General features: G+C 67.7%; 16 protein-coding genes and 1 pseudogene. 9 read left to right on the top strand and 8 right to left on the bottom strand.

The window, feature by feature from the left end; genetic code table 11:
- Nucleotides 1-148: 148 nt before the first annotated feature.
- The 3 genes from mmsB (at nt 149) to AC1DKQ_RS07590 (ending at nt 3,352) form a co-directional block, all read left to right on the top strand.
- Nucleotides 149-1,051, top strand: a complete 903-nt coding sequence (gene mmsB, locus AC1DKQ_RS07600) for a 3-hydroxyisobutyrate dehydrogenase (protein ID WP_476884005.1) — start codon at nt 149-151, stop codon at nt 1,049-1,051.
- Nucleotides 1,052-1,160: 109 nt separating this feature from the next.
- Nucleotides 1,161-2,645 (top strand): CoA-acylating methylmalonate-semialdehyde dehydrogenase, encoded by a 1,485-nt coding sequence (locus AC1DKQ_RS07595; RefSeq protein WP_476884004.1) that lies wholly within the window; start codon nt 1,161-1,163, stop codon nt 2,643-2,645.
- Between the two features lie 140 nt (nt 2,646-2,785).
- Entirely contained in the window at nt 2,786-3,352 is a 567-nt protein-coding gene (locus tag AC1DKQ_RS07590; RefSeq protein ID WP_476918580.1) for an isochorismatase family protein, read from the top strand.
- Here the strand turns inward: AC1DKQ_RS07590 and AC1DKQ_RS07585 are convergent.
- Together AC1DKQ_RS07585 and AC1DKQ_RS07580 are read right to left on the bottom strand one after the other, a co-directional pair.
- Nucleotides 3,349-3,960, bottom strand: coding sequence for a hypothetical protein (locus tag AC1DKQ_RS07585; protein ID WP_476918651.1), 612 nt, complete (start codon nt 3,958-3,960; stop codon nt 3,349-3,351). The genes AC1DKQ_RS07590 and AC1DKQ_RS07585 overlap by 4 nt on opposite strands.
- A 99-nt stretch (nt 3,961-4,059) precedes the next feature.
- Complete coding sequence (locus AC1DKQ_RS07580) at nt 4,060-4,923, bottom strand: SGNH/GDSL hydrolase family protein (RefSeq protein ID WP_476918650.1); 864 nt, start codon at nt 4,921-4,923, stop codon at nt 4,060-4,062.
- Nucleotides 4,924-5,017: 94 nt separating this feature from the next.
- Between AC1DKQ_RS07580 and AC1DKQ_RS07575 the strand changes: the two genes are divergently transcribed.
- Nucleotides 5,018-5,674, top strand: coding sequence for an alpha/beta hydrolase (locus AC1DKQ_RS07575; protein WP_476884002.1), 657 nt, complete (start codon nt 5,018-5,020; stop codon nt 5,672-5,674).
- Nucleotides 5,675-5,737: 63 nt separating this feature from the next.
- Here the strand turns inward: AC1DKQ_RS07575 and AC1DKQ_RS07570 are convergent, their stop codons facing one another.
- On the bottom strand, nt 5,738-5,974 hold the full coding sequence (locus tag AC1DKQ_RS07570) for an RNA-binding S4 domain-containing protein (protein WP_476918579.1): 237 nt from the start codon (nt 5,972-5,974) through the stop codon (nt 5,738-5,740).
- A gap of 33 nt (nt 5,975-6,007) precedes the next feature.
- Here AC1DKQ_RS07570 and AC1DKQ_RS07565 point away from each other — a divergent pair, with 33 nt between their 5' ends.
- From AC1DKQ_RS07565 to AC1DKQ_RS07555, 3 genes are all read left to right on the top strand, one after another.
- On the top strand, nt 6,008-6,973 hold the full coding sequence (locus AC1DKQ_RS07565; protein ID WP_476918578.1) for a DMT family transporter: 966 nt from the start codon (nt 6,008-6,010) through the stop codon (nt 6,971-6,973).
- Between the two features lie 121 nt (nt 6,974-7,094).
- Nucleotides 7,095-8,480, top strand: a complete 1,386-nt coding sequence (locus tag AC1DKQ_RS07560; RefSeq protein ID WP_277526103.1) for a glycine--tRNA ligase — start codon at nt 7,095-7,097, stop codon at nt 8,478-8,480.
- Nucleotides 8,481-8,482: 2 nt separating this feature from the next.
- Nucleotides 8,483-9,487, top strand: a complete 1,005-nt coding sequence (locus AC1DKQ_RS07555) for a GNAT family N-acetyltransferase (protein WP_476918577.1) — start codon at nt 8,483-8,485, stop codon at nt 9,485-9,487.
- Nucleotides 9,488-9,569: 82 nt separating this feature from the next.
- Here AC1DKQ_RS07555 and AC1DKQ_RS07550 read toward each other — a convergent pair whose 3' ends face one another.
- The 5 genes and pseudogenes from AC1DKQ_RS07550 to AC1DKQ_RS07530 all read right to left on the bottom strand — a co-directional run bounded on the left by AC1DKQ_RS07550 (nt 9,570) and on the right by AC1DKQ_RS07530 (nt 13,615).
- Nucleotides 9,570-10,289: a TIGR00366 family protein gene (locus tag AC1DKQ_RS07550; RefSeq protein ID WP_476918576.1), complete on the bottom strand. Its 720-nt coding sequence runs from the start codon at nt 10,287-10,289 to the stop codon at nt 9,570-9,572.
- A pseudogene (locus AC1DKQ_RS07545) lies at nt 10,279-10,944 on the bottom strand (TIGR00366 family protein); the annotation flags it as partial. The pseudogene AC1DKQ_RS07545 and the gene AC1DKQ_RS07550, both read right to left, overlap by 11 nt.
- Before the next feature lie 136 nt (nt 10,945-11,080).
- A complete protein-coding gene (locus AC1DKQ_RS07540; RefSeq protein ID WP_476918575.1) occupies nt 11,081-11,977 on the bottom strand; it encodes a lysophospholipid acyltransferase family protein in 897 nt (298 codons plus the stop codon).
- Between the two features lie 61 nt (nt 11,978-12,038).
- The gene (locus AC1DKQ_RS07535) at nt 12,039-12,851 is read right to left on the bottom strand and encodes a DUF1295 domain-containing protein (RefSeq protein WP_476883998.1); all 813 of its coding nucleotides are present in this window, start codon (nt 12,849-12,851) and stop codon (nt 12,039-12,041) included.
- On the bottom strand, nt 12,851-13,615 hold the full coding sequence (locus tag AC1DKQ_RS07530; protein WP_476918649.1) for an alpha/beta hydrolase: 765 nt from the start codon (nt 13,613-13,615) through the stop codon (nt 12,851-12,853). The genes AC1DKQ_RS07535 and AC1DKQ_RS07530 overlap by 1 nt, the downstream gene beginning before the upstream one ends.
- A 255-nt stretch (nt 13,616-13,870) precedes the next feature.
- Here AC1DKQ_RS07530 and AC1DKQ_RS07525 point away from each other — a divergent pair, with 255 nt between their 5' ends.
- Together AC1DKQ_RS07525 and AC1DKQ_RS07520 are read left to right on the top strand one after the other, a co-directional pair.
- The gene (locus AC1DKQ_RS07525; protein ID WP_476918574.1) at nt 13,871-15,244 is read left to right on the top strand and encodes an FAD-binding oxidoreductase; all 1,374 of its coding nucleotides are present in this window, start codon (nt 13,871-13,873) and stop codon (nt 15,242-15,244) included.
- A gap of 113 nt (nt 15,245-15,357) precedes the next feature.
- The gene (locus tag AC1DKQ_RS07520) at nt 15,358-16,866 is read left to right on the top strand and encodes a YibE/F family protein (RefSeq protein ID WP_476918573.1); all 1,509 of its coding nucleotides are present in this window, start codon (nt 15,358-15,360) and stop codon (nt 16,864-16,866) included.
- Nucleotides 16,867-16,892 lie beyond the last annotated feature (26 nt).

Here is a 16,892-nt window from a genome sequence, read left to right as displayed (position 1 = left end):
CACAGACTGTGTGCATTTGTGCACATGGCATCTGTGATTTTTTCCCTTGATTGCACTCTATCAGCGGTGTGATGCTGGACACTGGGACGCCGGGTTCCGGCCTTCGGGCCGGCCTCCCGGCAGCACATCAAGCAAAGGAGCTTAAGTTATGGCAGTCATCGCCTGGATCGGACTCGGAAACATGGGCGGGTCCATGTCCGTCAACCTCTCAAACGCCGGACATGAGGTCCGCGGTTTCGACCTCAACACCGCAGCAGTTGCCGCTGCCGAGGCCGGGGGAGTCAAGGCCGCCGGCAGCATCGCCGAGGCCGTCGCCGGCGCCGACGTCGTCTTCACCATGCTCCCCAAGGGCGAGCACGCCCGCGCCGTGTACCTTGGTGAGGACGGCGTCCTGGCCCACGCGGACACCCGGACATTGCTGGTGGATTCCTCCACGATCGATATTGCCTCCGCTCAGGCCCTGCACGACGCCGCCGCTGCCGCCGGCTTCCGTTTTGTGGACGCGCCCGTCTCGGGCGGCATGAGCGGCGCCAAGGCCGCCACCTTGACGTTCATGATCGGCGGCGAGGCCGGCGCCGTTGCCGAGGCCACCGAATACATCCGCCCCATGGCCGCGAACATCATCCCCACCGGCGGCGCCACCACCGGCCAGGCCGCAAAGATCTGCAACAACCTCATGCTGTTCATCAACCTCGCCTCCACCGCAGAGGGCGCGGTCCTCGCCGACCGGCTCGGCCTGGATAAGCAGGTTTTCTGGGACATTGCCTCGGTCTCCTCCGGGGACAGCTGGGCGCTGCGCACCTGGTACCCGGTGGCCGGCGTCGTGCCCACAGCGGCATCCAACAACGACTTTGCCCCGACCTTCACCACGGAGCTGGCCAACAAGGACATCGGCCTGGCCATCAGCGCCGCGCGTGACACCGGCACCCCGCTGGAAATCGGCGAGCATGTCCAGCAGCTCTTCCAGCGGCTCATCGACTCCGGCCAGTCCGGCCAGGACTGCTCGATGATCGTCAAACTCGTCGACGGCACGCTCGACCCCGCCAACTAGCAGCCCCGCCAGCCAGGCGACCCCGCCAAGCAGGCGCCCTGCCCGCCAGGGCCTAACCCTTGAGGGCCCGCAACGTCACGGCCCCGCCCTTCACGAAAGAGATCCACCCATGGAACGCATTCCGCACTTCATCAACGGCGCCCTGATTTCGGACGCCGAGCGCTTCGGCCCGGTCTTCAACCCCGCCACCGGCGAGCAGGAGAAAGAGGTGGCGCTGGCCTCCGCCGCCCGCGTCGAGGAGGCCGTCGCGGCCGCCCGCGCCGCTCTGCCCGGCTGGCGCGCCACGAGCCTGGCCAAGCGCACCGGCATCTTCTTCAAGGTCCGTGAACTGCTCATGCAGCGCCGGCCCGAGCTGGCGGCCCTGCTGACCAGCGAGCACGGCAAGGTCCTCTCGGATGCGGAAGGCGAAATTACCCGCGGCCTGGAGAACATCGAATTCGCCACCGGACTGGCCCACATGCTCAAGGGCGAGCGTTCCGAGCAGGTCTCCGGCGGCGTCGATGTCCATTCGGTGCGCCAGCCGGTCGGCGTCGTCGCCTGCATCACGCCGTTCAATTTCCCCGCCATGGTGCCGCTGTGGATGATCGGCAGCGCCCTGGCCTGCGGCAACACCGTGCTGCTCAAGCCCAGCGAAAAGGATCCGTCCTCGGCCATCTTCATCGCCCAGGTCTTCGCCGAGGCCGGGCTGCCGGCGGGGGTGCTCAACGTGGTCCACGGCGACAAGGAAGCTGTGGACGTCCTGCTGGAACACCCGGACGTCAAGGCCGTCAGCTTTGTCGGCTCGACGCCGATCGCGCAGTCCATCTACAAGCGCGCCGCCGATCACGGCAAGCGCGTCCAGGCCCTGGGAGGCGCGAAGAACCACATGGTGGTCCTCCCGGATGCGGACCTCAACATGGCCGCGGACGCCGCCGTCTCGGCCGCCTACGGCTCCGCCGGGGAACGCTGCATGGCAGTCAGCGTCCTCGTCGCCGTCGGCAGCATCGCCGATGAACTCGTGGACGCGATCAGCACCCGCATGGCCGCGCTCACCATCGGCCCGGGCACGGACCCGGCCTCCCAGATGGGCCCGCTCATCACGGCCGAGCACCGTGACAAGGTGGCCTCCTACGTTGCCGGTGCGGCCAACGAAGGCGCCACCGTGGTGGTGGACGGCCGCGAGCACGAATTCGACTCCAACGGCTTCTTCATCGGCGTCAGCCTGATCGACCACGTCAAGCCCGGCATGAAGGTCTACGACGACGAGATCTTCGGCCCCGTCCTCTCCGTGGTCCGCGTCGAGACCTACGCCGACGCCGTCAAGCTGGTCAACGACAACGAGTTCGGCAACGGCGTGGCCATCTTCACCCGCGACGGCGGCGCCGCCCGGCAGTTCGAGTTCGACGTCGAGGCCGGCATGGTGGGCGTCAACGTGCCCATCCCGGTGCCGGTGGGCACCTTCTCCTTCGGCGGCTGGAAGAATTCGCTCTTCGGCGACACCCACATGTACGGGCCGGAAAGCATCCGCTTCTACACCCGCGGCAAGGTTGTCACCACCCGCTGGCCGGACCCGTCCACCTCGGTGATCGACCTCGGCTTCCCCCAGGTCGACTGACGCCTCTCGGTTTCGACTCCAACGCGGGGTCACGTACGGTCCATCCGGCACCGGATCATGGGCCGTAGGTGACCCCTCGTTGCTTTTGGGGTCCGGGATTAGAGTAGGCAGCCAGGGACAGCCACGATCCAGGAGGCACCATGACCACGCTCCTCAACCGACCCAACACGGCATTGCTTGTCGTCGATATGCAGGTTGGCGTCGTCGCGGAGGCCTACCGCCGTGACGACGTCGTCGCGACCATCGCCGCCCTCGTGGACAAGGCGCGCGGTGCCGGGGTGGACGTCGTCTGGGTGCAGCACGACGGCGAGGAACTCCCGCGCGGCAGCGCCGGCTGGCGGTACGTGCCGGAACTCGCGCGGCGCGATTCGGAGCCGCTGGTGGCCAAGGAGTACAGCGACGCCTTCGAGGCGACCGATCTGGAGTCCGTGCTGGCCGATCGAGGCATCGGCCGCTTCTTCCTGGCCGGCGCGCAGACGGACGAGTGCATTCGCTCCACCCTCCACGGCGCGATCACCCGCGGCTACGACGTCACGCTGGTTGCCGACGCCCACACCACCGAGGACCTGACCGACTTTGGCGCGCCGCCGCCGGAGCTGGTGGTGGCCCACACCAATTTGTACTGGCAGTACCACAAGGCCCCGGGGCGCACGGCGGGAACGGTCAACGCGGCCGACGTCGACTTCACCAGCCCTGCAGGGTCTTAGCCCTTCATGATTTCGGCGCGCTGGGCCATGTAATTCTCCATGGACAGCTTGCCGTCGCTGTACTGCTGGTCGAGTTCGGCCAGCTTGCGGGCCCGGTAGCCCTGCGCGCCCGATGGCGGCGGGGGAATCTGCGGGGCCTGCGGCTGCCCTGCTTCCGGCGCAGGGGGAGTTGGGGGTGTCTGCCGCTGCGGCTGCGGCGGGTTGTCCCGGTACTCCGGGCTGTCCTCATAGGGAACCGGAGACTGGTAGCCGGCCGGCCCGAAATATGGCGGGTTGGGGTACTGCTGACCAGGGTAAGGCTCGGTCGGGAACGGCTGGTCGGGGAATCGTGGAGCCGGGTACTGCTGGTTCGGGATCTGCTGACCGGGGTTCGGCTGGTTGGCCGGTCCCGGCTGCCTCGGGGCGCCCAACTGGCCGAAGCCGCCGAAGTAGTCCTGCTGGGTGTAGCCATCCCGCGGCTGGTTGCTCTGGTTGCCGGGGTTGTTCTGGTTGCCCGGGAACTGGCCGAACTGTCCCGGCGTGCCCTGGTTCCGGCCGCGGGCGGAACGGCGGTAGAGGCGCATGGCCACGGGAATCACGAACGACAACACGATGATCCAGAAGAACATACTGCTCACGGTATGGGGCCTTTCAGCTGCTGGGCCTTCTCATCTGCGGGCTCAAACATCGGGCCGGAGAAGTGTTCTTCCAGCTTATGCCCCGCAAGCTCAGGACCGCACCGCATCCTCGGCGCCGGGCGGTCCTTCGCCGGAGCCAAGCGGAACGCCGGGACCGAACACCGGGCCGGCCAGGGGCCGCTTGGCCGTCACGCCGTCGCCCGAGGACCTGTGCCGCAGCCGCCGAACCACCCAGGGGACAAAATACTCTTTGGCCCACACCAGGTCCCCGCTGCGCGCCTCGCGCCAACTGCGCTGAGGCAGCGGCTTGGGGGAGAGCGGCTGCAGGGTGTGCTGGACGTTCAGCGAGTCCAGCACCATGGCCGCGATCGTGTGGTGGCCCAGCGGTGAGAAATGCAGCCGGTCAGCATTCCACATCTGCGGGTCATTGAGCTGGCGCAGGGACCACATGTCCGCGATCACGGCGTCGTGGCGCGCGGCGATGGTGCGCAGGTTCTCGTTGTAGATGGCCACCTTGCTGCGGATCCGGCCCAACACCGTGGAACCGGTGTCCGGGCCGTTGAACAGGACCACGGTGGCGCCGCCCAGGCTCAGGATCTGCACCACCGAGTCAAGCTTTTCGGCCAGCACGTCCGGGTCACCGCCCGGGCGGATGAGGTCGTTGCCGCCCGCAGAGAGCGTGATGAGATCCGGTTTGAGCGAGAGGCAATGCGCCATCTGCTGGTCCACGATCTGCTGCAGCAGCCGGCCACGGACGGCCAGGTTGGCGTACGCGAAGTCGTTGTGGCCGCGGCTGAGTTCCTCGGCGACGCGGTCTGCCCAGCCCCGGTGGCCGCCGGGGCTGGCCGGTTCCGGGTCGCCGATGCCTTCCGTGAAGGAGTCGCCCACGGCCACATAGCGGGTCCACGGGTGGGTGACGATAGTGTCCGCTGAGGTATCCGGTGAATTTCCCATGGCTTCGGTTTCGCTCACCCCCTTATCCTGCACTGTTCAGGTTAAGCTACGCCACCGTGAGTTGTTACCGGCGGGTAACTGTAAGAATGGTTCCATGACTCACGCTGATGCCCTTCCGGCCCCCGTCGTCCTTTGGTCCAAGCCGGAGCAGGAGCGGGCCGGCAAACCCCTGCTGGTCCTGCTCCATGGCTACGGCGCCAACGAACAGGACCTGCTCAGCCTGGCGGAGATGCTCCCGCAGGACTTCGCGGTGGCCTCGTTGCGCGCCCCGCTCCCGGAGGGTCCGGGCTTCACCTGGTTCCCGTTGACGGCGTCCATTGACTATTCGCTCGACGCCGTCAAGGTCGCCGCAGCGTATGTCCAGGAGTGGCTCGACGGCGTCAAGGCCAACCACCCGTCGGTGACGCTGCTGGGGTTCTCGATGGGCATGGCCATGGCCACCACGTTGCTGCGGCAGCGTCCCGCGGACTTCGCCGCCGTCGTCGGCCTGTCAGGATTTGTCGTCGACGCGGGCGACGATCCCAGCTTCCGTGACGGCGAGCTGGACGGCACGGTTCCGCTGTTCTGGGGCCGGGACCAGCAGGACCCGGTGATCACCGAGGACAAGATCGACTACACCATCGGCTGGGTCCGCAAGTACGTGAAGCTCACCAAGGTCCTATACACGGGCATGTGGCACGGCATCAACCAGCAGGAAATCGGCCACGTCTCGGAGTTCCTGACGCACGTGGTGCTCAACTCCAAGAAGTAGCCGCAGGTTAGAAGTAGCCGCGCCCGGACGAGCAGCCAGGAGGCCGCCCGCCCGGACAGGGGACTAGGAGGATGCGGGCGCGCTGATCCGCACGGTCCGGGCGTTCACGGTGACGGTGTCGCCGTCGTGAAGCTGACGGCCGCGGCGCTCGTCGATCTCCCCGTTGACCTTGACCAACCCGTTCTTGATCAGTTCTGCGGCCTCCACCCCGTCCTCCACCAGATTCGCAAGCTTTAGCAGCTGGCCCAGCCGGATCATGCTGTCGCGGATGGTGATGTCTTCGAATTCCGGATTGCTCATACAAGCAATAATGCCCGACCTAAGGTGGCACCAATGACCCACACCCCCCGGCTCCCGCTGATCGTGGGCCTGCCCATGGCCGTCGCGACCGGTCTGTTCATCCCGGTCCAGGGCCGGATCAACGGCGCACTCGGGGTGGTGCTGGGCGACGGAATCGGCGCCGCCGTCGTCAGCTTCAGCACCGGGTTGGTGGTGATGACAGTCATCTCGCTGGCCCTGCCCAAAGGCCGGGCCGGCCTGGCCCGGATCCTGCCGGCCGTGCGCGAACGGCAGTTTCCGCGCTTTTACGTGTTGGCCGGCTGCATCGGGGCCTTCTTCGTCTTCGCCCAGTCCTTCACCGTGGGACTGCTCGGAGTTGCCCTCTTCACGGTGGCCGCCGTGACGGGGCAGACCCTCAGCGGCCTGCTGGTGGACCGGATGGGGATCGGGCCGGCGGGGAAGAGACCCATCACCGGGATCAGGGTGATCGGCAGTGTACTCACCGTCGCCGCCGTCGCCTGGGCGGTGTCGCCCAGGTTCAGCGCCGGGGAATCCGGGCTGCAGCTGCTTGTCCCCGTGATGCTTCCGCTCCTGGCCGGGTTCCTGATGAGTTTCCAGCAGGCCATGAACGGCACGGCCACCGTGCACTACGGCACCCCCATCGCCGCGACACTCGTGAACTTCATCGCCGGAGGCGCCCTGCTGTGGGTGGCCTGGCTGATCAAACTCGCGGTGGCAGGGGCCGGCAACCCCCTTCCTGCGCAGTGGTGGTATTACCTTGGAGGTCCGCTGGGCTGCATCTTCATCGGCATCGGCGCCCTCCTGGTCCGCAGCCTGGGCGTTCTGGTCATCGGCCTCGGGATGATCGCCGGACAGCTGCTCGGCTCGCTCGGGCTGGACCTGATAGTGCCGGTGCCCGGAACTGTGATCGCGCTCCCGACAGTCCTCGGCACCGTGCTGACGCTCGGCGCCATCATCCTGGCCACCCTGCCTTGGCCCCGCGGCGCGCTGAAGCGGTAACGGGCCGGTAGGCTTGGAGTTTGCATCGCACTGTTCGTTTCCCCCGTCCGGCAACCAGCTGGTGACCCGGGGCTGACACCGCGGACCGCACCCAGCGGCCCTGTACAAAATTGGAGTTCCCATGGCAGCAAAATCCGTCCTTGACCAGATCATTTCCCTCGCCAAGCGCCGGGGATTCGTTTTCCAGGCCGGTGAAATCTATGGTGGCTCCCGTTCTGCCTGGGACTACGGGCCCCTCGGCGCCGAGCTCAAGGAAAACATCAAGCGCCAGTGGTGGCAGTCCGTGGTCCGCGGCCGCGAAGACGTCGTAGGCCTGGACTCCTCCGTCATCCTGCCCCGCCAGGTCTGGGAAGCATCCGGCCATGTCGATGTCTTCTCCGACCCGCTGGTGGAGTGCCTGTCCTGCCACAAGCGCTACCGCGCGGACCACCTCGAGGAAGAGTACGAGGAGAAGAAGGGCCGTCCTGCCGAGAACGGCCTCAAGGACATCGCCTGCGCCAACTGCGGCACCCGCGGCCAGTGGACGGAGCCCCACGAATTCTCCGGCCTGCTCAAGACCTATCTCGGCCCCGTCGCCAGCGAGGAAGGCCTGCACTACCTGCGGCCCGAGACCGCCCAGGGCATCTTCGTGAACTTCGGCAACGTCCTGACCACCTCGCGGAAGAAGCCGCCGTTCGGCATTGGCCAGATCGGCAAGTCGTTCCGCAACGAGATCACGCCGGGCAACTTCATCTTCCGCACCCGCGAGTTCGAGCAGATGGAGATGGAGTTCTTCGTCGAGCCCGGCACGGACGAGCAGTGGCACGAGTACTGGATGAAGGAACGCATGTCCTGGTACACGGGCCTGGGCATCCGCGAAGAGAACCTGCGCTTCTTCGAGCACCCGCTGGACAAGCTCAGCCACTACTCCAAGGGCACCACCGACATCGAATACCGGTTCGGCTTCCAGGGCTCAGAGTGGGGCGAGCTTGAGGGCATCGCCAACCGCACCGACTTTGACCTCTCCACCCACGCCAAGGCCTCCGGCGCGGACCTGAGCTACTTCAACCAGGCCACCAACGAGCGCTACACCCCGTACGTGATCGAGCCCGCGGCCGGCCTCACCCGCTCCTTCATGGCCTTCATGATCGATGCCTACACCGAGGACGAGGCCCCCAACGCCAAGGGCGGCGTGGACATCCGCACCGTGCTCAAGCTCGATCCCCGCCTGGCCCCGGTGAAGGCGGCCGTGCTGCCCCTGAGCCGCAACGAGGACCTGTCCCCGAAGGCCAAGGACCTCGCCGCCCAGCTGCGCAAGAGCTGGAACATCGAGTTCGACGACGCCGGCGCCATCGGCCGGCGCTACCGCCGCCAGGACGAGATCGGCACCCCGTTCTGCATCACCGTGGACTTCGAGACCCTGGACGACCAGGCCGTCACCATCCGCGAACGCGACACCATGAGCCAGGAACGCGTTTCCCTGGACAAGGTGGAGGGCTACCTGGCCGCACGGCTGATCGGCGCCTGACCATGGCCATCGCATACCGGGAATGGCGGGAGGGCGACGACCTCGCGCTTCTGGAAATCTGGGGCGGCCCTGAGACGGTCCAGGCCGGACAGTTCCGAGGAACGCTGGCGCCCTCGGGTAATGCCCCGTGGCGCCGTTGCATCGTGGCCGAGGACGTCGTGGACGGTGTCGCCATTCCGGTGGCGGCTGCCGTGGTCCATGAGGCCTCGCTGCATCCGGAACGGCTCTGGGCGTATGTCGAGGTCGCCCGGGACCACCGCCGCGCCGGCCTCGGTACCACGCTGCTGACCATGCTGCGGCACGAGGCTGCCCAGGCGCCGTCGGGAGTGTTCAGGCTGCGCTGCAAAGTGGAGCCGGGCACCGCCGGTGCGGCGTTTGCCGAGGCCGCGGGCCTGGCCCCGATCCAGCGCTCCCGCCTCGTCGTCGTTGACCCGGCGCCGTTGAAGCTGCCGGTGTTCGGCGACGGTTCGGAGTCCGCGGCCACCGATCAGGTCGAAGACCTGGCCACAGGCTCGGTGGAGCTCAGCGACGTCGTGGGACGCTACTACACCGCCGTGCACGGCTGGGACAGCCCGGGGGAGCTGAGCGTCGCCGCGGTGCAGCGACTGTTCCTGGATGACCTCAGCGGCGCCCACGGAGCGATCGTGCTGCGGGCGCCCAAGGCCAGCGCCTTCGGGCACGGCATCGCGGCGAGCCGGAAAGGCCGGCTGGAGGGGTTCGCCATCAGTTACGCCCAGGGAATTCCGGGCGCCGACGCCGACAGCGCCGGTACGGCCGGGTCTTCTGAACCTACTGAGGTTTTCCTCGGCCACGAGCCCAAGCTCGACGCGGACCAGGCCCGGGCCGCCGTCCGGGATCTTCTGGCCCTGATCGCCTACCAGCACCCGGTGATGCTGGAACTGGACGACGCGATGACAGCCCTGCGCGCCGTCGTCGAGCCGCTGCTCGAGAGCGGCAAAGCCCATGTCCAGGGCTCGGAAACGTTGGTGGTCTCCGACCCGGCGTAAGCCTTAACCCAGCTGACCCGCAGTTGCGGCCGTTACGGCCCCGGCTGCGGGTCAGTTTGTGTTAAGCCCGGTTTTTGCAGAGCTATTTGGGGATCACCGGCGGCACGAAGTCGAAGGTCATGCCCAGCAGCCAGACGAGCAGCAGGACCACCGGCAGGTGGAAGGCGAACTGCAGGAAAGTGAAGCCCACCAGATCCCGGGCGCGCAGCCTCAGCACCGCGAGCAGCGGCAGCATGAAGAACGGGTTGACCAGGTTCGGCAGTGCCTCGGCAATGTTGTAGATCTGCACGGTCCAGCCGAGGTTCATGTGGACGTCGGTCGCGGACTGCATCACGTACGGCGCTTCCACGAGCCACTTGCCGCCGCCGGAGGGCACCAGGAGACCCAGCAGGGCGGTGTACAGCGCAATGACGACGGCGAACGCGCCATTGCCGCCGATGTCCGAGAAGAACCCGGCCAGGTGCGCGGAAATGGACATCCCGTCGTGGCCGGTGGCCTTGGTCAGGATCGCGGCCATCGCGGCGTAGAGCGGGAACTGGACCAGGATGCCGGCGGTGGCAGGGACCGCCTTGGTGACCGCCTGCAGGAAGTTCCGCGGCGTCCCGTGCAGGACCAGGCCCAGGATGAGGAACACCAGCAGGTAGCCGTTGAGGCTGCTGACCACGCTGAGGAACGGCTTGGTGAAGAACTGCGAGATGAGCCAGCCGAGCGTGAGGATTCCGGGCCAGGATCGGCAGGAGCTTGCTGTATTCGAGCCATTCGCCCGGCCGGGAGCGTGGCGCGGGCTCGCTCGGTTCGTCATCCAGGTCCACGCCGAGGTCCTCGGCGGTGCGGATCGAGCCGCCGTGGGGCGCGGAGAAGTGCGCGATCACGGTGGTGAGGGCCATCAGGATGGCCAGTGTCAGCAGTGACTGCCAGGTAAAGATTGTGGCCCCGAAGTCCAGGATGCCGGTGATTTTCAGCAGCGCCGGCGGCAGCGACGCGGCGGTGGCCTGCAGCTGCGCGGCGGAGGAGGACAGCCCGAGCGCCCAGACGGCGCCGAGGCCCATGAACGCCGCCGCGCCGAGGGCACGGTAATCCACGGTCAGGTCCTTGCGGCGGGCGATCGCCCGCGCCAGCAGACCGCCGAAGATCAGGCTGAGCCCCCAGTTGAGGAAGGACACGGACATCGACATCAGCGCCACGAAGCTCACCGCGGTCCGCGCGGTTGACGGGACGAGGGCAAGCCGGTTGATCAGCTTCGCCACGGGCGGGGAGGTGGCCACGACGTAACCGGTCAGGACCACCATGGCCATCTGCAGGGTGAAGGCGGTCAGGTCCCAGAAGCCGTTCCCAAAGGAGTCAGCGATTGCCTGGGGCGAGGCGCCGATGGCCAGCGCGGCCACCGCGATGATGACGACGCCGGCGAGGGCGAAGATGTAGGCGTCCGGAAACCACTTCTCCGTCCACGACGCCATCCGTTGGGCTATCCGTGCGAGACCGCGTTCTTCGATTCCGCTCTTGGTCACGACTGTGCTTGCCACAGGTGTCCCTCTCCATTGAGTGCGTTTTGTACCCCATGGAGCTTAGTCAAGACGATGGCGGAAACCGGGTTTATCGGCGCCGGGTACCTGCGCGCCGCGGACCGTCGGCCTCGTCCAGCCGGCGTCGCTCCTCCTCGGTCGGGGCACTCCCGCCGAGACCGGCCGGCATCCACCAGGCACCGGGCGCGGGCAGCAGGGGAAAGTCGGCGATGCCGGTGTCGATCCCGTCCTGGAGCGTCTTGGCCAGGCGCGCGGTGGCCTGCCGGGCGTCCCTGGCCGGGGCCGGGAGGGAGCCCGGGAGGATCGGGGCGCCCACGTGGATGCGGACCGGGGCATGCCAGGCGCGCAGCGGCGAGAAGGCATGGTGGCGGGTCATCAGCCGGTGGGCGCCCCAGATGGAGACCGGGATGATCGGCACGCCGGCCTCCGCGGCCATCCGCACCGCACCGGTCTTGCATTCGCGCACCGTGAAGCTGCGGCTCACGCCGGCCTCGGGCAGGACAGCGATGTACTCGCCATCCAACAGCTGGGCGACCGCGGCATCGTAGGCGTGAGCCCCCGATCCGTACCCCACCACGACATGCCCGGCCGCGCTCACCGCGGGCCCGGCCAACCAGTGGTCGGCCGCTCCCTGCGTGACGAGGAAGCGCAGCTGGGCCCGGTTGTGCCACCACAGCAGCATCTCGGCAAAGGCAAAGTCGAGATAGCCGAAGTGGGTGATCGCCACCACGGCACCCCGGCCGGGCACCACCGGGCGCGACAGGCCGCGGGCGCTACCACGGTGAGAAGCACCTTGGGAAGCGCCCTGGGAAGCAGGACCGCAGGTGGCAGCACCGAGAGGCTCGGGCTGGGGCAGGTGCTCCTGCCCTGTGACAATTACGCGAATCCGGAACAGCCAGCGCAGCACCAGCCCGGTGCAGAGCGTGAAACGGTAGAAGCGGTCGTTGGGTTCCGGCCGCCAGCTCATCAACCGCCACCTCACCGGCCGCCAGCTCAGGGGAGGCCGGGCTTGGCCCGGGCCGCGCATGTCAGTGCCGGCCCGCCCGCCGCCGGGGCGGCAGGGGCAGGAAGCCGGAGGTGGATTCGATGTATTCCTTGTAGCCGGGCCGTGCGGACATTGCCTTTTCGGTCAGCGGCTTGCCCGTCTTGCCCGCAAGGGTCCAGATCATCAGGGCGGGGGAGAGGACGGTCAGCACCCCCGGCCAAGAATCGGCGGCCACGAGGAATAGCCCTGCCCAGACGGCGGCGTCGCCGAAGTAGTTGGGGTGGCGGGTGTAGCGCCACAGCCCAGTGTTGAGGACGGTGCCGCGCTTGGCGGGATCGGCCTTGAACTGCTTCAGCTGCCAGTCGCCCACCGTCTCGAACACGAAGCCGAGGATCCAGAGCAGGACGCCGGCGACCGCGAGCCAGCCCAGGCTTCCGGTGGCGAACATGCCGACCTGGATGGTGAGCGAGACGAAGAACATCACCGCGCCCTGGGGCAGGTAGACCCGCCGCAGGGCGTAGACGTTGCGTGATCCGGGTGCTGCGGAGAGCATGTCCACATAGCGCGGGTCCTCGTGGCCGCCGCGTGCGCGGAGCCCGATGTGGACGGCGAGGCGGATGCCCCAGACAGCGACCAGGACAAGCAGCAGCAGCCGCCGTCCGTCGTCGCCGTATCCAGCGGAGAGCAGCCAGGAGATGCCGGCCACCACGACGAAGCCGAGGCCCCAGACGGTGTCGATAACGGAGTGCCGGTTCTGCCGCACGGCAACCGCGAAGGTAACTGCCAGCAGGACCACGAGTCCCGCGATGACCCACGGCAGGCTGGCCAGGAAGGCATCGAGCGGGAAGGGCGGCATCACAACACCACCGGCAGGCGTGTTCCGGCCGCCGGCAGGGCGCCGCGCAGGGCGCTGCGCAACGCGTCCGTGGATCCAGAAACGTCAGCTCCCGTGGCCTCGCCGAAGGCATCGAGGACGAAGCCGTTCGCCAGCGCATTCCACAGGGCCACCCGGCGGACCATGAAATGGCCGGCACCCTTGAGGGAGACGTAGTCGACGGACGCGGCGACGCCTTCGGCGCGCCGGGCATAGTCCAGTGACTTCGCCGGGCTGGTCCAGCGGTCGTCGGTGCCGTGGACGATCAGGACCCGGCGGCCAGCGACAGGTTGGACCGGGGTTTTGTGATCAATCCACGGGGCGAGCGCGACGACGGCCTCGACCTGCGGGTCGTCGGCCACGCACAGTGCCGTGAGACCGCCCATCGAGTGGCCCAGCAGGAACACCGGCACGCCGGGATGCTCCTGGCTGATCCGGTCGAGCGCCCACCGGGCATCGTGAACGGGGGACATGTCCTCCCCGTTCCAGCCGCGGTACCGGTTGCGCAGCGTCCAGACGGCCAGCCCGTGCGGGCCGCCCTTCCGGTGCAGTGCGCGGGCGAAGGGCAGCATCCGGGCCGGGCTCAGGTGCCGGCCGCGGACGGCGTCGTAGCTGTCGGCCCGCCCGCCGTGCAGGACCAAGGCGACTGCGCGGGTCTCCCCGGCGGGTTCGACGATTTTCAGCACGGCCCTGGCGGCAGGCCCGGAACGTCCCGCCCCCGGTTCTCTCTCGTCTCGTTTACGCATGGCCATGCGTGTGTCCTTCCTTCGTCCGTCAATTACCAACCCTAGGTTCCAGCCTCCGCCCGTCAAGGCAGGGGGTGCATGATGTGGATTCGGAGCCGGTGCCCGGGGCGATGGGTGCCGTCCGCCAAAATGCCCTTGACGGGGAAATGCGGGAGGAGTAGGCATGTTGAGGTAAACCTCCGGGCGTCACGCCGGCTGGGAGCGCAGAGAACCGTCCGGGTCGAAGCTCACGACACGAAATCGACGGTACAGAAAATGAACGCAACAAAGTTCGATAGCCTGCGCGAGCAAGTCCGCGGGCAGATCATCACGCCCGGCGACGCCGGTTACGACGCGGCGCGCGCGGTCTTCAACGGGATGATCGATAAGCGGCCGGCAGCGGTGGTCCAGGTATCCCAGGTGGCCGATGTCATCTCCAGCGTCAACTTCGCCCGGGACAACTCCTTGGATCTTGCCATCCGCGGGGGCGGGCACAGCGCCCCGGGCTTTGGCACGTGGGATGACGCCTTGGTCATCGACTTCTCAAAGACCACCGGTGTCCGGGTCAATCCCGCAGCCGCGACGGCCCGCTCGGAGGCCGGTGCAACATGGGCCGACTTCAACCACGCGACCCATGCCTTCGGGCTGGCGACCCCTGGCGGCATCGTCGGCTCAACCGGCATCGCCGGGCTGACCCTCGGCGGCGGCATTGGCTATCTGAGCCGCAAGTATGGTCTCAGCTGCGACAACCTGCTCTCCGCCGACGTCGTCACGGCCGAGGGGAAGTTCCTTACTGCCAGCGAAAGCGAGAACGAGGACCTGTTCTGGGCGCTGCGCGGCGGCGGCGGGAACTTCGGCGTCGTGACGTCGTTCGAGTACCGGATGCACCCCGTGGACATGGTCCACGCCGGCATCATCATCTACCCCATCGAGCATGCAGAGACGGTGGCAAAGTTTTACCGGGACCACATCGCCGCCGCCCCCGAAGAGTTTGGGGCGTTCCTGGGCTTCCATCAGGGTCCTCCGGTTCCGTTCCTGCCCGAGGAGTGGCATGGCAAGCCGGTGTGCGTCATCGTCGGCATGTGGACCGGCGACCTGGCGGAAGGTGCGGCACGCTGGCAGCCGTTCCTGGACGTCGCTCCGGCGGCGGGATCCATGATCGGGCCCATGCCGTACCCCGCCCTGAACACGGCTTTCGACCCGCTGCAGCCACCCGGCATGCAGGCCTACTGGAAGGCTGATTTTCTGGCGGAGCTCAATGACGGCGCCATCGCTGCGCACATCGAACACGGCAGCAAGGTCCCCAGCGTACAAACCGCGGTACATATCTACCCCATCGACGGTGCTGTCCAGCGGGTGGGAGCCACGGACACGGCGTTCGCCAACCGGAACGTGAAGTTTTCGCCCGTGATCGCGGCGCAGTGGCTGGACCCCGCGGAAAACGAGGCAAACATCGCCTGGGTGCGCGACTACGCGGCCGCGCTGCGGCCCTATTCGGCTCCCGGCGGCTACATCAACTTCATGGACGGGGATGATCTGCCCAGGATTGCGGAGAACTACGGGGAGAACTACAAGCGGCTGAGGGAGGTCAAAGCCAAGTACGATCCGCAGAACCTCTTCCACGTCAACCAGAACATCGCGCCGGCGTAACTGGACGCCTCACCGGGACACGGGGCATGCCGCGGATGCGCGGCGTGCCCCGTCATCCGCCCGGACAACCCTCGCCCACGCCGTAAAGTCTTCGGCATGAGGTTGAACTGCTGATGGGCGCCGGACACTCGCACTCCCACACTGAACGTTCTGAGCCGACGCCGCAGACGCTCGCGGCGCGGAAGAAGGCCAACTGGATCCTGGCTGCCATCCTGGTTCCGCTGACGCTGCTGACCCTGGCGGCCATGGCCTTCATGTGGCCGTCGGGAAGCAAGGAAGGAATCACCCTGGCCAGCCCCTATGCGGCGGCCCCCGGCGTGACGTTTGATACCGGCAAGATCCAGCGGGTCGTCGTCGGCAGCTGTTCGGATGCCCAGGCCGGTGGTGACGCCACTGCGCAGCAGGGCACATCCGGTTCCGGCACCACTCCGCAGCCCCCGAACGAGGGCTCGCAATGCACGTTCGCCTATACCGAGCCGGACAAGGGCGGCAACCCGGTGAAGGTGGTCATCAACCCGGACATCGCGAAATCCCACGGAGTGAAACCCGGGGACAACATCCGCTACCTGAACCTCTCCAAGGTGCAGGGCGCCGACGGCCAGGGAGCGCCGGCCTATGTCTTCGTCGACTTTGTCCGGACGCTGCCCATCATCTTCCTGGCCGTGCTCTACGCCGTCGTCGTCATCGCCGTGGCGCGGTGGCGCGGCCTGCGCGCCCTGATCGGGCTTGTCGGCGCCTACGTGGTGCTTGTCTCGTTCATGCTGCCCGGCCTGGTCGAGGGGAAGCCGCCGCTGCTGCTGGCGCTCGTGGGGTCCACGGTGATCATGATCGGGGTGCTCTATTTCGCCCACGGCTTCTCCGCCCGCACGTCGACGGCGCTGCTCGGGACAATGTTCGGCCTCGCCATTACGGCGCTGCTAGCCGCCTGGGCCACCGACGCCGCAAACCTCGCCGGTGTGGGCAGCCACGACGCCGCCACCCTCACCAACATGTCAGACAACATCTCCATCTCCGGCATCATCCTGTGCGGTCTGATCATCTCCGGTCTCGGCGTGCTGAACGACGTCACCATCACACAGTCGTCGGCCGTCTGGGAACTGTGGGAGCTCGCCCCCGAGACCAGCGCGCGGAAGCTCTTTGCGTCCGCGATGCGGATCGGCCGGGACCACATCGCCTCCACGGTCTACACGATTGCGTTCGCCTACGCCGGCGCGGCCCTGCCGATCCTGATCCTGGTCATGCTCTACGAACGGCCGCTCGGGGATGCCCTGACCAGCGCCGAACTCTCCGAGGAAGTCATCCGCACCCTGGTCGGTTCCGTGGGGCTCGTCCTCGCCGTGCCGGTCACCACCCTCATCGCCGTGCTCGTGGTCAAGGCCACCGGGATCAAGGGCAGCTCGGTAAAACGAGTTGCCGTGGGCGAGCCCGACTGGGTCAGATCCGAGGCCGGCGGCTCTGTAGGGGTTGCGCCGGACCGGGGCACGACGGACGGGGGCACGACGGACGGGGTCGGGCCGGACGGGGTCGGGCCGGACGGGGTCGGGCCGGACGGGGGCGGGCCAGACGACGCCGGTGCCGGTCCTGCCACGCGCCGCGGGCGGCGTGCCGCCCTGCGGGGCTGACGCGGACCCTGACGGGACCCGAAAGT

Source organism: Arthrobacter sp. 05L421 (genome assembly GCF_056397785.1).
Note: the sequence above shows the minus strand (reverse complement) of the source record. Positions and strands in the feature narration are given on the sequence as shown.

What these genes read in the sequence shown, in the direction of transcription:
- mmsB (WP_476884005.1), top strand. Translation starts at nt 149, where the DNA reads ATGGCAGTCATCGCCTGGATCGGACTCGGAAACATGGGCGGGTCCATG.
- AC1DKQ_RS07595 (WP_476884004.1), top strand. Translation starts at nt 1,161, where the DNA reads ATGGAACGCATTCCGCACTTCATCAACGGCGCCCTGATTTCGGACGCC.
- AC1DKQ_RS07590 (WP_476918580.1), top strand. Translation starts at nt 2,786, where the DNA reads ATGACCACGCTCCTCAACCGACCCAACACGGCATTGCTTGTCGTCGAT.
- AC1DKQ_RS07585 (WP_476918651.1), bottom strand. Translation starts at nt 3,960, where the DNA reads ATGTTCTTCTGGATCATCGTGTTGTCGTTCGTGATTCCCGTGGCCATG.
- AC1DKQ_RS07580 (WP_476918650.1), bottom strand. Translation starts at nt 4,923, where the DNA reads ATGGGAAATTCACCGGATACCTCAGCGGACACTATCGTCACCCACCCG.
- AC1DKQ_RS07575 (WP_476884002.1), top strand. Translation starts at nt 5,018, where the DNA reads ATGACTCACGCTGATGCCCTTCCGGCCCCCGTCGTCCTTTGGTCCAAG.
- AC1DKQ_RS07570 (WP_476918579.1), bottom strand. Translation starts at nt 5,974, where the DNA reads ATGAGCAATCCGGAATTCGAAGACATCACCATCCGCGACAGCATGATC.
- AC1DKQ_RS07565 (WP_476918578.1), top strand. Translation starts at nt 6,008, where the DNA reads ATGACCCACACCCCCCGGCTCCCGCTGATCGTGGGCCTGCCCATGGCC.
- AC1DKQ_RS07560 (WP_277526103.1), top strand. Translation starts at nt 7,095, where the DNA reads ATGGCAGCAAAATCCGTCCTTGACCAGATCATTTCCCTCGCCAAGCGC.
- AC1DKQ_RS07555 (WP_476918577.1), top strand. Translation starts at nt 8,483, where the DNA reads ATGGCCATCGCATACCGGGAATGGCGGGAGGGCGACGACCTCGCGCTT.
- AC1DKQ_RS07550 (WP_476918576.1), bottom strand. Translation starts at nt 10,289, where the DNA reads ATGACGAACCGAGCGAGCCCGCGCCACGCTCCCGGCCGGGCGAATGGC.
- AC1DKQ_RS07540 (WP_476918575.1), bottom strand. Translation starts at nt 11,977, where the DNA reads ATGAGCTGGCGGCCGGAACCCAACGACCGCTTCTACCGTTTCACGCTC.
- AC1DKQ_RS07535 (WP_476883998.1), bottom strand. Translation starts at nt 12,851, where the DNA reads ATGCCGCCCTTCCCGCTCGATGCCTTCCTGGCCAGCCTGCCGTGGGTC.
- AC1DKQ_RS07530 (WP_476918649.1), bottom strand. Translation starts at nt 13,615, where the DNA reads ATGCGTAAACGAGACGAGAGAGAACCGGGGGCGGGACGTTCCGGGCCT.
- AC1DKQ_RS07525 (WP_476918574.1), top strand. Translation starts at nt 13,871, where the DNA reads ATGAACGCAACAAAGTTCGATAGCCTGCGCGAGCAAGTCCGCGGGCAG.
- AC1DKQ_RS07520 (WP_476918573.1), top strand. Translation starts at nt 15,358, where the DNA reads ATGGGCGCCGGACACTCGCACTCCCACACTGAACGTTCTGAGCCGACG.